The organism is Limisphaera ngatamarikiensis, from assembly GCF_011044775.1.
Lineage (GTDB): Bacteria > Verrucomicrobiota > Verrucomicrobiia > Limisphaerales > Limisphaeraceae > Limisphaera > Limisphaera ngatamarikiensis.
Map to the genome: position 1 here is coordinate 1 of NZ_JAAKYA010000058.1, position 13,536 is coordinate 13,536.

Annotated in this window: 11 protein-coding genes and 1 pseudogene; 5 read left to right on the forward strand and 7 right to left on the reverse strand. The window is 66.0% G+C overall.

Features of this window, described 5'->3' with window-relative positions; all coding sequences use genetic code 11:
• Positions 1–194: 194 nt before the first annotated feature.
• Genes G4L39_RS09285 through G4L39_RS09305 form a run of 5 tightly spaced genes read left to right on the forward strand, consistent with a single transcriptional unit; the run spans position 195 to position 7,080 of the window.
• Entirely contained in the window at positions 195–2,153 is a 1,959-nt protein-coding gene (locus G4L39_RS09285) for a type II secretion system protein GspD (RefSeq protein WP_205880910.1), read from the forward strand.
• Between the two features lie 4 nt (positions 2,154–2,157).
• Positions 2,158–3,993: a hypothetical protein gene (locus tag G4L39_RS09290; protein ID WP_205880911.1), complete on the forward strand. Its 1,836-nt coding sequence runs from the start codon at positions 2,158–2,160 to the stop codon at positions 3,991–3,993.
• Positions 3,990–4,829, forward strand: a complete 840-nt coding sequence (locus G4L39_RS09295; RefSeq protein WP_165107710.1) for a hypothetical protein — start codon at positions 3,990–3,992, stop codon at positions 4,827–4,829. The genes G4L39_RS09290 and G4L39_RS09295 overlap by 4 nt, the downstream gene beginning before the upstream one ends.
• Complete coding sequence (locus G4L39_RS09300; RefSeq protein WP_165107711.1) at positions 4,826–5,347, forward strand: hypothetical protein; 522 nt, start codon at positions 4,826–4,828, stop codon at positions 5,345–5,347. The genes G4L39_RS09295 and G4L39_RS09300 overlap by 4 nt, the downstream gene beginning before the upstream one ends.
• Positions 5,344–7,080 carry a GspE/PulE family protein gene (locus G4L39_RS09305; RefSeq protein WP_165107712.1) on the forward strand — a complete coding sequence of 579 codons (1,737 nt, stop codon included), beginning with the start codon at positions 5,344–5,346 and terminating at the stop codon, positions 7,078–7,080. The genes G4L39_RS09300 and G4L39_RS09305 overlap by 4 nt, the downstream gene beginning before the upstream one ends.
• 33 nt (positions 7,081–7,113) lie before the next feature.
• Here the strand turns inward: G4L39_RS09305 and uppS are convergent, their stop codons facing one another.
• From uppS to G4L39_RS09340, 7 genes and pseudogenes are all read right to left on the reverse strand, one after another.
• Positions 7,114–7,914: an undecaprenyl pyrophosphate synthase gene (uppS, locus tag G4L39_RS09310; RefSeq protein WP_165107713.1), complete on the reverse strand. Its 801-nt coding sequence runs from the start codon at positions 7,912–7,914 to the stop codon at positions 7,114–7,116.
• A gap of 11 nt (positions 7,915–7,925) precedes the next feature.
• Positions 7,926–9,194, reverse strand: coding sequence for an adenylosuccinate synthase (locus G4L39_RS09315; RefSeq protein ID WP_165107714.1), 1,269 nt, complete (start codon positions 9,192–9,194; stop codon positions 7,926–7,928).
• Between the two features lie 321 nt (positions 9,195–9,515).
• The gene (locus G4L39_RS09320; RefSeq protein WP_165107715.1) at positions 9,516–10,058 is read right to left on the reverse strand and encodes a hypothetical protein; all 543 of its coding nucleotides are present in this window, start codon (positions 10,056–10,058) and stop codon (positions 9,516–9,518) included.
• Positions 10,059–10,073: 15 nt separating this feature from the next.
• Positions 10,074–10,712 carry a sigma-70 family RNA polymerase sigma factor gene (locus G4L39_RS09325; RefSeq protein WP_165107716.1) on the reverse strand — a complete coding sequence of 213 codons (639 nt, stop codon included), beginning with the start codon at positions 10,710–10,712 and terminating at the stop codon, positions 10,074–10,076.
• A 19-nt stretch (positions 10,713–10,731) separates the two neighbouring features.
• Entirely contained in the window at positions 10,732–11,784 is a 1,053-nt protein-coding gene (locus G4L39_RS09330; RefSeq protein ID WP_165107717.1) for a polyprenyl synthetase family protein, read from the reverse strand.
• 303 nt (positions 11,785–12,087) lie between these two features.
• A pseudogene (locus tag G4L39_RS09335) lies at positions 12,088–12,474 on the reverse strand (transposase); the annotation flags it as partial.
• 322 nt (positions 12,475–12,796) lie between these two features.
• Entirely contained in the window at positions 12,797–13,312 is a 516-nt protein-coding gene (locus G4L39_RS09340; protein ID WP_165107719.1) for an FmdB family zinc ribbon protein, read from the reverse strand.
• Between the last annotated feature and the right edge of the window lie 224 nt (positions 13,313–13,536).

Here is a 13,536-nt window from a genome sequence, read left to right on the forward strand (position 1 = left end):
GGTTGGTGGTGGGGTGGTGGGTTGGGCTGGGACGGGGGTTTGCCGGGGTGATTTGGGTGGGCGTTTGGATGGAGCGTCGCGGTTTTTCGGGTGTGGTGGGCTTTGGGTTTGCGGGGGTGACGGGGGCTGACGCATGATGGGTGGTGGTTGCGGTTCGAATGACGGGCCGGGCCCCAGCGTCCATGATTGCCGAGATGTCACGCAAAGGTTCTCTGTTTTCCGTGGTGTTGAGCACGGGGCTGCTCCTGGTAGTGGCGGCCTGTCGGCAGGTGCCGGTGTCGGAGGGCACCGCGTCGGGCGCGGCGGGGCCGCGCGGTCAACCGGCGGAAACGCAGCGGGTTCGGTACAGTCCGGCGTATGATGCCGAGATTGAGTCGATTTTGGAACTGGCGCGGAAGGGGCGTTGGGAACAGGCGCAGGAGCAGGCGGACATGTTGCTGGCGCGTGCGCCGGAGGACAGTGCGGTGCAGCGGTTGCATTCATGGGTGAGCCAGCAGCGGCAGGCGGCGCGGGAGAAGGCCCTGGAGGACAAGATCCGCGAGATCGATGCGGGGAATTCGGTGTTCAATCCGACGATTCCCGGGTTGTTGACGGAGAACAAGGACCGGGGGTTGCCGGCGAGCAAGGATGTGCGGGACACGATTGAGAAGATTGAGACCAGCCGGGTCATTCCGGAGACGTACGGGACGGTGCGGCGGGAGAAGGGGCCGTTGTTTGATCTGGCGGCGGCACGCGGTCCGATGGCCAAGCTGATGGAGAAGGAGGTGACGATCCACCTGGACAACGTGACGCTGGAGAACCTGATTGTGCAGTTGAGCCAGATTACGGGGATCAACATCGTGGCCGACAAATCCCTGCCGGTGCTGAAACAGACGCTCAGTGTGAACGTGGACAAGGTCCGGCTGTCGGAGTTTTTGCGGTATGTGGAGCGCAACTACGAGGTTCAGTTTCAGGTCGGGCCGGAGCTGGTGTGGGTGACGGATGCGAAGGATCCGAAGAAGTTGATGGAGGAGACGCGTTTTTACCGGTTGCGCACCGGTTTTGTGCGTCCGGCGCGCCTGGGTGCGGAGGAGGCGGTTCGAACCGAGACGCGTGCCCCGAACAACGTGGTGACGGTGACCGAAACCCAGCGGTTCCGGAGGTTTGTGAATGACGAGGCGCCGGAGTCGCCGTCGCTGGAGCAGGCGATCACGAACTTTTTCACGGGGAAATGGTACATCGACTATGAGCGGAACCTGATTGTGGCGCGCGGGACACCCGAGCAACTGGAGGTGTTGGAGCGGTTGATCGAGGAGTTTGACCGGCCGATCCAGCAGGTGCTGATTGAGGCACGGTTTGTGACGATTTCGAAACCTGCCTTTTTGCAGCTGGGGCTGTTGTGGGAGACGGGTCGGGCGTTGCAGGGCGCGCGGGTGCCGCAGGATTTCACGGGACTGGCCAGTCTGCAGAGTTTCCCGACGGTCAACAACGTGCCGGCGGTGGGGATCGGGTTGCAGGAGGTGTTTACCAACATCCTGGGACGGCGCGCGCTGAGCGCAACGTTGAGTGCGCTGGAACAGAGCGGGGAAAGCCAGACGATCAGTGCCCCGCGCCTGACGGTGTTGAACAACCGGCCGGCGACCATCTCCGACGGCAAGGTGCAATACTACTACGAGGAGTACCAGGTGAAACAGACGGTGCAACAGTACTACACGGCGTCCTCCTGGGTGCCGAGCGGCAGACCCACCAAGGTCACCGCGGGCGCGGAGTTGAACGTGCTGGCCAGCATTGCCGGCGACGGCAAGCACATCATTCTGGCCTTGAACCCGAGGGTGAACACGGACGTGCAGTTGGTTCCCTTTGCCACGCTGACGGATTACGACGCCCAGAACAAGCAGGTGCTGAATTCGTTTACGCTGAAGCTGCCGGAGTATCGGACCCAGGAACTGGCCACGCGGGTGGTGGTGCGGTCCGGGGAGACGGTCGTGATGGGCGGCGTATTGGAGCGGGAACGAACCACAATGGTCGAGGCGGTGCCGGTCCTGGGGAACATCCCGGTCATTGGCGCGGCGTTTCGGCGGCGCACGGAGGTGGACAAACCGCGGTACCTGCTCATTTTCGTGACGGCCACGATTGTGAACGAGAAGGGCGAATTTGTGATCTACGAGGACTGACCCGGTGGGGGTGGACGGCAGGAGACACCAGCGGATGTGCCCCGGAGGACGACAGCGGTGGATAGCGTTGGATCGCGGCCGCAGCCGCGTAAAGGTGGTCCTCGGTGAGAGACGGGACGGCCGGTTCCACCTGTTGGAGGCGCGGGTGGTGGATCTGGAGGAGGAAGGGCTGGTTACGCCCGAGGAGGTGCGCCGTTATTTGGGGTCGGTCCTGGAACCGTGGGGTGAATGTCCCCTGGTGCTGGTGCTGCCGCCCCGGCTGAGTTTTTCCCAGGTTTTGGATGTCCCGCCGCCGGGGACGGCGGCCGACCTGCCCCGGCTGATTGAAGAGCAAACCGCGCGGTTGCGCGGCCTGGGTCAAGGGCCCTGGCTTTACGAGGCCACGGCGTTGGAACCGTGGGGCCGGTGGCAGCAGCCCTGGTTCCTGACACTGGCGCGGCTGGAGGACATCCAGCAATTCCTGGAGGAGACAGCGCCGCGGCTGACCGAGGTGCGGCATGTATGCAGCGCGCCGCAGGCCTTGTGCGAGGCCTGGTGTTGGGCGGTGCCCGAGGGGCGAGACGCGTGGTTGCTGGACGTGGGTGCGGCGGAGACGTTGCTGGTTCGGGTGCATGGACGGCGGCTGGCCGCGGCGGTGACCGAGACGGTGGGCGCGGAGGCGTGGGTGGGACGACTGGCGGAGGTGCGTCACTGTGGGCGCGCCGAGGCGGAAACACTGTTGCACAGTGCGGATCTCTTTGCGGGTCCGGGCAAGCAGGCGGAACTTGAAGAGGCCCTGCGGGGGTGGTGGGCACGGGTGGAACGGGCGTGGGACCAGGCGGCCCGGTCGGTGCCGGTCCCCGAAAGCGGTGAGGAGCCCGCGCTGTACGTTTCGGGCGGGCCCGTGCGGTGGCCCGGGTTCCTGGAGGCGCTTCGACGGGTCAGCCGGCGGCGTTGGGAGCCCTGGCCGAGTCTGGAGCGGCCGGAGGGGTCGTTGGCCCTGGGTGAATTTGCCCTGGCGGTGGGGGCGGGCGTGCATGGTTGGAAGCGGCATTTGAACGAGCCCTCGTTGCTGCCGCCGCCGTTGCGGGTGTACGGTCGGCAGTTGCAGCAGGCCGCGTTGTTGCTGCGGCTGGTGTTGGTGTTTCTGGGGATGGTGGGGCTGTTGTTGGGGGCGGGGATCTGGCGCAAGGCCCGGCTTCTTGCTGAAACCCAGGCGGTGCTACAGGAAACCGAATCGGCCATGACCGCACTGAGTGATCTGACGGCGGCGGCGCGGGCCCGGGACCAGGTGTTCGCCCGGTATTGGCCGTTATGGGATCAGCAGGAACGCACGTTGGGGGTGCTGGAGGCGTTGCGGGCCCTGGGAGAGGCGCGGGCGCGGCACGATTTTTGGACCGTACTTTTGGCCGACACGGAGAGCTATGCCAACGGGGCGGCTTGGAAACCGCCGGGGACCAACGGCCCGCGCGGGCAGGTGCTGGCCTGGCTGGCGGAACCGCCCGGCAACCCGGCGTTCATCACGGAACTGTGCGTTCCGGCCGCGGGCGAGGCGGCGCTGCGGGTTCTGAGTGAACTGGTGACGGACCTGCGGCGTGATCCGATGTGGGGTCGGGTGGATTCGGTGCCGGCCGGTCAGCGCCGCAACTGGGTGGATGCCAGGCTGGTGATTCCGGACCGGCATTATGTGCTGGCGATGGACATGGCGGAGGGTGGTTGGCGCGGGCTTTTTCAGTCGGTGCGTGTGCCCGAGGTGCGCTGGGGTACCAACGTGATTCGCCGGCCTGCCCTGTGGACCGTACCGGCCGGGCGCCCCGCGCCGGCGGGCGGAGTTTCGGCGGCCGGGGGAGGATCGCCATGATTTCCGAGCGCAGGATCCATCGCACGCAGGTGACGGCGGCGATCGTGGCGGTGCTGCTGCTGTTGGTGTACTGGTTCGGCTACCGGACGCTGAGCCGGCGGGTTCAGGAGCTCAACGGTCCGCTGGGTGCGGCACGGAAGCAATTGGTGGCAATGGCGCGGACCAACGTGTACGCCCGGGGCCTGGCGGCGTCGGTCCTGCAGGAGACCGCCCTGCAGATGCAGCTTTCGAGGGACCGCTTGCTGCAGGCGGGCCGGATGGTGTCGGCGCGGGTGGCCTGGGACGAGTTGACGAGGCAACGTCTGGTGGGGGAGTTTCAGCTGCTGGAGTTTGACCGGCAACGGTACCTGACCATGGCGGATTTGCGGACCCGGGCGGCTTCGGCCAAGGTGACGGTGGCGGACGCGGTTTGGGCGCAGTATCCGGACTACGATGCGACGTTGGTGCCGGCGTCGCTGCATTGGGCGCTGTTGGCCACGGCGCAACAGATTCTGTTGACGGCGATTCATTGTCAGGTGGGTGCGATCAGCAACCTGACGGTGCTGCCGACACTGAGCTACCCGGCCGAGGAATCCGGTCCGCCCCAGTGGCATCAATTTCGCGTGCAGCTGGAGCTGGCCGGGCCGGCCGCGGCATTGGAGCGGTTTTTGCGGAGTTTGCCGGTGCGACCCGAGGACGGGCCGATGGGCGGTGTGGTTCCGATCCCGGGCAAAACGCAGGCGTTTTTTGTGGACCGGATGCTGATGAAGAACGTGAGTGCCAATCCGGATGTGACCGCGCTGGAGGTGGTGATCAGCGCGTTTTGTGCGCATCCGCAGTCCCGGCCCGAGACATGAGCCCGGTGATCCAAAAGACCCTGGCGGTGGTGGGTCTGGCCCTGGTGTTGGGGTTGGGGGCGGGGTTGAGCGTGCTGCGGGATCTGGACGATGCGGTGCCCGAGGCAGCCGCTGCGCCGGCCCCGGGGGGGGCGGGGTCTGCGGCCCTGCTGCCGGGGCCGGAATTTGCGGACCGGTTTGACGACCGGGTCTGGTTGCGGAGTGTGGCGGTGACGAACGCGACGCCGGCGTTTGTGACGACCTATTTTCGTCCGCCGCCGCCCCCGCCCCCGCCGGTGCGCAAGACCGAGAAATTCCGGCTCACCTACCAGGGGTATTTTGAAACGGCGGACGGCGTGCAGCGTGCGTATGTATTGATCAATGACCGTCTGGCGATTCTGCCGCCCGGCGCGAAGGTGGTGGGCGACGTGATGATTGGGGAGATCAACCGGCTGGAGTTGCGCCTGTTGCAGGCGGGCACGCAGACGGTGGTGGTCCCGTTCCGGGGCACGAAAGAGGTGGAGGTGCCGGTCGAATGAGCGCCAACGAACCTGCCAGGCCGGTGGAGGTGGGCGAGTTACTCGTGCAGCGGGGGATCCTGTCGCCGAAGCTCCTGGAGCTGGTGCGGCGGCGGCAGGCCCGGCTGGGGATTCCGCAGCACCGGGCGATTGTGGAGTTGAACTATGCCTCGGAGGAGGACACGTACCGGGCGCTGGCCGAGCTGCACGGCCTGCCGTTTGAGGACGTCAGCGGGGTGGATGTCCCAACGGAGGTGCTCAAAGAGGTGCCGTTGAAGCTGATTTTTCACTATCGTCTGCTGCCGTTGCGCCGCGAGGGGGATGCGCTGGTGGTGGCGGTGTCGGAGCCGCCGCTTCCCATGGAGGAGGGGAACCTGCGGTTGATTCTGCATCGGCCGCTTCAGTTCGTGCTGAGCAGTCCCAGTGCGATCCAGGCGGCGCTGCGGAAGCATTTTGGTCTGGGGGCGGAGACGATCCAGCAGCTGCGGGACGAGCGGGCCTGGGAGGAGCCCGGCGCGGAGATGGTGTTTGACGTGAAGCCGGCCGAGGACGATCCGGCGGTTCAGGCCTCCATCGCCCGGCTGGTGGATCAGATCTTGGTGGAGGCGTTGCGGCTGGACGCGACGGACATTCACATCGAACCGTACCCGGAGGAGATCCGGTTGCGATATCGGATTGACGGGGTGTTGCAGACCATTCCGGTTCCGGCCGGCCTGCGGAGGCTGCATCCGGCGTTGGTATCGCGGCTGAAGATCATGGCGGGGCTGAACATTGCGGAGAAGCGGCTGCCGCAGGACGGGCGGATCGCCATGAAGACGGGCGGGGAATCCTACGACCTGCGCGTTTCGGTGCTGCCCACGGCCCATGGGGAGGCGCTGTGTCTGCGGGTGCTGGGGCGTCAGAGTCTGTTTCTGGACCTGGGCCAGCTGGGCATGGAGCCCGAGCAGGAGACGCTGATGCGGGAGCTGGTGCAGTTGCCGCAGGGCATGGTGTTGTTGACCGGGCCCACGGGCAGCGGCAAGACCACCACGTTGTATGCCGCGCTGGCGCAGGCCAATGACGAGGGCCGGAAGATCATCACCCTGGAAAACCCGGTGGAGTACCAGATTCACGGGATTGCGCAGATTCAGACCCGCGAGGAGATCGGCCTGACCTTTGCCAGCGGTCTGAGGGCGGTGTTGCGGCATGATCCGGATGTGATCCTGATCGGTGAGATCCGGGATCCGGAGACGGCGGAGATTGCGGTACGGGCGGCGCAGACGGGGCATCTGGTCTTTTCCACGCTGCATACGAATGACAGTGTCACGGCGGTGACGCGGCTGTTGGAGATGGGGATTGAACCGAGTGTGTTGGGGGCTTCGCTGGTGGCGAGCATTGCACAGCGGCTGGCGCAGCGGATTTGCCGGCATTGTTTGGAGCCGGATCCGGACGTGGCGCCGGAGTTGCGGGAGGAGATGGCGCGGGTGCTGGGCCGGTCTCCGGCGGAGCTGGAGCTGTGGCGGGGCCGGGGCTGTGTGGAATGCCGTCAGCGGGGGTATCGGGGTCGGGTGGGCTTGTTTGAGTTTTTCGTATTGAACGAGGCACTGGCGGATTTGATCGAGCCCGGGGTGAAGGCGGGGACGCTCCGGGAAGCGGCCCGGCGGTACGGTTGGCGTTCGTTGCGGGAGCTGGGCTGGTTGAAGGTTCAGCAGCGGCTGATTTCGGTGTCGGAGTTGCAGCGGCTGACCCGTCGGGTGCGGGTGGGCAATGGGTGAGGAGGCGAACGCGGTTGCGGATCCGGGCGCGGTTCAAACGGTGCCGAACCGCCGATGGCGGCGGGCGTATTCCTCCAGGGCGGCGTAGAAGTGGGGCTTGCGAAAATCGGGCCAGAGCACCGGGGTGATGACCAGCTCGGCGTAGGAGATCTGCCACAGGAGGAAGTTGCTGACCCGCATTTCGCCGCTGGTGCGGATGAGGAGGTCCGGGTCGGGGATGTTGCGCGTCCAGAGGTGCCGCGCGAAGAGCGCCTCGTCAATGTCCTCGGGGTTGAGCCTGCCTTCGCGGACCTGCCGGGCGATGCTGCGGGCTGCTTCCACGATCTCGGTGCGGCCGCCGTAGCTGAGGGCCATTACCAGGTTGAGCCCGTTGTTTTTGGAGAGGCGGCGCAGGGTTTTTTGGAGCTCGGTTTGGACGGCCTCGGGCAGGCGCTGGATCTGGCCGATGACGTGCAGGCGCACGTTGTGTTTGTGGAGTTCGTCCGTCTCGGTTTTGAGGTAGTGCAGCAGGTACCTCATCAGGGCCTCGACCTCCTCGCGAGGCCGATTCCAGTTCTCGACCGAAAAGGCGTAGAGGGTGAGGTATTCGATGCCGATCTCGGCTGCGGCGCGGACGACGGCCCGGGCCGATTCGGCGCCGTGCCGGTGCCCTTCGATGCGGGGCAGGCCGCGCTGGCGGGCCCAGCGGCCGTTGCCGTCCATGATGATGGCCACGTGCCGGGGCAGGGCCGCCCGGGCCTCCGCGCTCAGGGTGGGGGCGGAGGAATTCACCGGGCCGCCGACGGGCGGCGTTGCGCCGACGGGAACGGTCAGTTCTGTGCCCGGTTCGACCATGGGGAACAGGGTCAGCGGAAAATGGTCTGGTCCCGGTCGGGCCCTACCGACACGATCCCGATGGGTGCGCCCACCAGGTCTTCCAGGGCCTTGAGGTAGGACCGTGCCCGGGCCGGGAGGTCTTTCCAACGGCGTGCGCCGCTGGTGGGGGTGCACCAGCCGGGGAATTCAGCGTAGACCGGCTCACAGGCGGCCAGCTCGGCCGTGTCCGAGGGAAGGTTGTCGTACCGGCGGCGTCCCACGCGGTAGGCCAGACACACCTTGATGGTTTGGACGGTGTCGAGTCCGTCCAGGTTGGTAACGGCCAGGAAATCCACGCCGTTGATGAGCACCGCCTGTCGGACGGCGACAGCGTCGAACCAGCCGCAGCGGCGGGGTCGACCGGTGGTGGCGCCGAATTCGCGGCCCATGCCGTGCAGGAGTTCGCCCAGTTCGGCATCCTCGGTGGGCAGGGGACCTTCACCGACGCGGGTGGTGTAGGCTTTCATCACGCCCACCACCTGGTCGATCCGATTGGGCGGGACGCCGGAACCGGTGCAGGCACCGCCGGCGGTGGTGTTGGAGGAGGTGACGTACGGGTAGGTCCCGTGGTCAATGTCCAGGAAGGTGCCCTGGGCACCTTCGAACAGGAGGTTCTTGCCCTGTTGCAGTGCCTGGTGCAGCACCTGAACGGTATTGGTGATAAAGGGTTTCAGAAAGGCGCCGGCGGCCTGGTACTCCTCCAGCACCTTGCGGTAGGACAGCGGGCGGGCGCCCCAGGCGCGAAGGACCTGGTTGTTTTCGCGGATGCGTTGTTTGAGCTGCTCGGCGAACCGTTCGGGCTGGATCAGGTCCACCATGCGCAGGCCGACGCGGGCTGCCTTGTCGGCGTAGGCCGGGCCGATGCCGCGTTTGGTGGTACCGATGCGCTGGCGGTCCTTGCGCTGTTCCCGGGCGACGTCCAATTCCCGGTGATAGGGCAGGACTACATGGGCGGTTTCGCTGATGCGCAGGTTGTCTCCCACCTTGACACCCAGCTGCCGGAGGCCCCGGATTTCGTCGGCCAGGCTGACCGGGTCAATGACCACGCCGTTGCCGATCACGCACAGTTTGTCGCGGCGCAGGATTCCGGAAGGGACGAGGTGCAGGATGTAGCGTTCCTTTCCGACCCAGACGGTGTGACCGGCGTTGTTGCCACCGGCGTACCGGACCACCACGTCGGCTTCCTCGGTCAGAACGTCAATAATCTTGCCCTTGCCTTCGTCGCCCCACTGGGCGCCGACCAGAATTGTATTCGCCATAGTTGGTTTGCCGCTGCCGGTTGTCGGCATGCCTTTCCGGCACGCTCACGCCTCGGCGCGACCGGCAGATCTGCCGCTGGCAGCGGGACCGTTGCAACCTAGAAGGCCGGGAGCGATTCTGTCAACGTTGCCGGGTGAACCTCGCGGCCCGGCCCTGCTGGTTGAAATGCCCGTCTTTGCCTCCCGCACGACCCTGGCCAAACCCCCGCATGCTTTGTCGCACCTAAAGAGACCAAGGCTCCCGCCGCCTTTCACGGGGCAGATCGTCCCCTGACTGCCGGCGGTCCGGACCGGCGTCCTCGCCAGGGCCCCGACCGGCCTCTAGGGGAGGCCGATTGTCCCTGTGGCCGGGGGAGCGCTGCTGGCGCGTTGGACATCCAGCAGCGGGGGTGCGAAAAGGCTGCCGGGGGCGATGGCCGGCGCAAAGGACGGGTTCGCATTGAGAGGCACGTTGGTGGCGGCCAACAACCGGTGGGGTTCCGGCATGCCGCCGAACCCGGGCATCGCGGACGACGGCCAGGCCATTTGGGTCGTCGGAACTTCCATGGGCCGAACGGCTGCGCCTTCCAACCCGCCCGGCAGCTGGAATTGCTCGGCCTGCCAGATGACACTGATCACCAGGGCACAAACCCCCACGCCGACCAGGCCGACCCAGAGCGGTCGGGGGGCCAGCGCCTCTTTGAGCATGTGCCACCACGGTACGGGGTGGGCGGCCGGCTGTGCGGCGTGGCTCTGTTGTTCCTGCCGGAGCCGGGCCAGTACGGTCTGCCGCATTTCGTCCAGGCAGCCGGCCGGCGGCCGTTCATACCGTTTCAGGGCCAGCAAGCGGCGCAGTCGTTCAAATTCTCCCGCGGGCGTTTCCATGGTTGTCTGACGGGTTCAGAGGTAATCGGACAGGTATGCCTGGAGTTGTTGTCGCGCGTAAAAGAGGCGCGACCGGACGGTGCCCACGCTGCAGTCCATGATCCTGGCGATTTCCTCGTGCGACATACCCTGTACCTCGTGCAAAATCACCACCAGTCTATGCTTTTCTGACAGCTTCATCATGGCTTCGTTCAACTTTTGGCGCAGCTCGGCCAGCGAAACCTCGCGCCGCGGTGTTTGCTCGGTGATCAGGGCCACCAGATCCGGATCGTGCTCCGCGTGGGCGTCCAGGTCGTTCAAGCTGGGGCCGCTCCGTTCCGGTCGCTTTTTCTCCAGAAAATTCAGCGTTTTGTTGACGGCAATGCGGTAGAGCCAGGTGCCGAAGGCGGCGTCGCCCCGGAACCGGTCCAGCGCATGGTAGGCGGTGATGAAGGTTTCCTGCGTCAGGTCACGGGCGTCCTCATGGTGGGAGGTCATGTGGTAGATGACCTGGTAAACGCGTTCCTGATGTCGGCGCATCAGCAGATCGAACGCGTCCAGGTCACCCTCCCGGGCTCGTTGGACCAGGGCCTCGTCCGGCGGACCTGTGTCCGGGGCGGGTGTGCCCGGGGCTTGGGCAGGGACGGAACCGGGGTGGGTGGTTTCGTGTGCCATCGCCTTGGTTCGGGGCTGGTCAGCCGGGCAGGGCGAGTTGATCCGTTTGGCGGGCCAGAAAGTCCGCAGCGGCCTTGAGTCCGTCCGTCTGGAGCGGTCCCGGCAGGTTGTCCAACTCTTGTCGCGCCCGGTTCAGGTGGAGGTGCACCTCGTCCAGTGCCGCGGGGAAGGCCCGGTACTGATGAAGCATCCGCCGCAGCTCCGGTAAATGTCGGGGGTGCCATTCCCGGATCCACCGTTCCAACCGTCTTCGGTCCTGGTCGTCCGCCCGCGCCCAGGCCAGCAGGACCGGCAGGGTGAGTTTGCCCTTGGACAGGTCCGTGCCGAGGGACTTGCCCGCCACCCGTTCCTCACCCATCAGGTCCAGGCAATCGTCGTACAGTTGGTAGGCGGTGCCAAAAACCAGCCCGAACCTTCGCAATCCCTGACGCACTTCCGGTCGGGCGCCGCTGCACCAGGCGCCCAGGTCACAAGCCAGGGCGAAAAGCTCCCCCGTTTTCATGGCCAGGATGCGCCGGTAGTGTTCCTGGGACAGGGTGAAATCCCGGCGGTACCGGGTTTGGAGGATCTCGCCGGTGCAGACCACCTGGGTGGCTTGGGCGACGGTGCGGCAGACCTCCGGGGTGGGGAAGGCTGCGGCTTGAGTCAGTGCCTGGGCAAAAAGGCAATCGCCAAACAGTACGGCGGTTTCGTTGCCCCATCGGGCTGCCACCGTTTGCCGACCCCGCCGCAGGGCCGCCTCGTCCATGACGTCGTCGTGGACCAGCGTGGCCAGGTGCACCATTTCGATGATCACGGCCACGCGGACGTGGTCGTCGGAGGTCCGACCCAGGGCGTGTCCAGCCAATCCCACCAGTGTGGGCCGCAACTGCTTGCCCGGGCCTTGCAGCGTGTATTCGGCCAGATCGGACAACGCCGGGTCGAAGGACCGAACCTGTTCGACCAGTTGGGCTGAGACCTGTTCCAGGAATCCCTCCAACGGTCCGACGATTCGTTTCCAGAGCAGACCGACCTCGGCGTCCTGGGAATCAGCTGCGGGGGCGGCGGTTGCTTTGGTGCCCGTTGCCAGCATGCCGCTTCAGTCTAGGTAGCTTGTCGGGCCAAGTCAAACGCCCGTGACCGGTTGACACGCTCCGGCGGCGGGCGAACCTGCCTGCAACCGCAGGCGAGACCGCAGCCCGGTTATGTGAGACCCCTAATGCGCCAAGGGCATTTGGAAGTTTTGCCACGAGGCGCCGACCTCCGGCTCGAGAACCCACTTTTGTGCGGAGGAACGGGCAACGGGACAGCCAAGCTGAACCATGGGCCGCGGGAGGGCTCCGGCCTTGACGCCAGGGGCGGTCGGCGCGTGCGGGGTTCGTGCCGTGGCTCCAGTTTAGCCGGAGGGCACCGCCGCTTCCGCCACCACGGCCCGCCACCAGCGCGCTTGCCACTGGTGCCACCAGTCCAGCCAGCTGACCGCCACTTCCACCCGCGCCACCAGCCGCCGCGCGTGCCGCACCACCATCGCCGGCAGTCGCACCATCTGTTTGAGCAGCGTGGGCACGGTCCAGCCTTGGCACGGGTCGGGCAGGCAAAGCAGTTGCACGGCTTTCATCAGGTTGTAGGCCAGCGCCGCAATCGCGTAGAACATCCGGTTGGCCACCAGGCTGGCGCAGGGCGGAGGGTGCAGGTCCAGCCCCCGCAGCACTTCCTTGAAGAGTTGTTCCTTGGCGCCTTTCAACCGATGCCGCGCCCTCACCGCCCCCGCGTCGATGCGGCGACGGTGCGTGACGGCAGTGCAGCGGGGTTGTCACGGCGGTTTTATCGGGTGGTGGTGCCCTGAGAATGGTGGCCCGGGGCTGTGCCCGGGTTGTGGTCCAGTGCCCAGTAGGCCCGGGCGGCGGACGCCCGGAGGGGCGTGGGGGTTGCGTGCGGCCGTCAGGGTTGATGCCGGTGTGCCGGGCGGGCCCGGTTGATGGTAGCGGTGTGGGATCGGAGGTGTCCCAGGAGTGGGAACGTGTGAGGTGGGTGTGGTGTGGATGGGGCCAGTGGCGGCGTGGGGTGAGTGAGGCTGGGGCGCGGGTGCGCTGGCGGGTGGTGGGTCAGTATTCGTACAGGCCTTCGTCGCGGGTGTAACCGCCCATGCCGCCGCCGAACTCGTCGTCCTCACCCTCCCCTTCGCCAAAGAAGTCGCCCAGCACGTCGCCCATGTCCTCCTCGATTTTTTCCGGGTCTTCACCCGCTTCGAGGCGTTTGATGGCGATGTCGAGTTCCTTGGGCACACTGCCGGGCGGCATGAGATCTTTCATTTTGCGCATGACATGGGCCATGTGGCGGGGGTTGTTTTCGTCCAGGTGTTCCATGTCCCGTTCCAGTTCCTGCATGACCCGTTCCACGCGGGGATCGTCGAAGTCGGGCATGTCGGGTGCGGTGTCGGGTCCTTCGGTCGTGGATTTCGGTTCGGGCACGCCTTTGACGAAGGCGAATCGGCTGATTTGTTTGATGAGGTCCTTGTTGCCGCACTTGGGACAGACGGGGGTGCGGTCCGGGTTCACCCGTTTGGAGAGGAAACTGTAGATCCGCCGGCATTTGGGACAGGCGAACTCGTAGATGGGCATGTTTGTGACCTCCGCGTTTTTGGTTTCTGATACCTGTTACCTGGTTCCGGCGGGGCTGCGGGGAGGCGCGATGGCATCCGCGCAAGCCGCGCCGACTGGTGAAATTGACCGTTTCACAGATGTAATCGACCGGCCCGGAGGGGCAATGCAAAAGGCGGGTGGGCGGGGATGACGACCGGGGGGTGGGGCACGGCGGCGCAGGCGCGCGGGTCATGCTCTGGGGT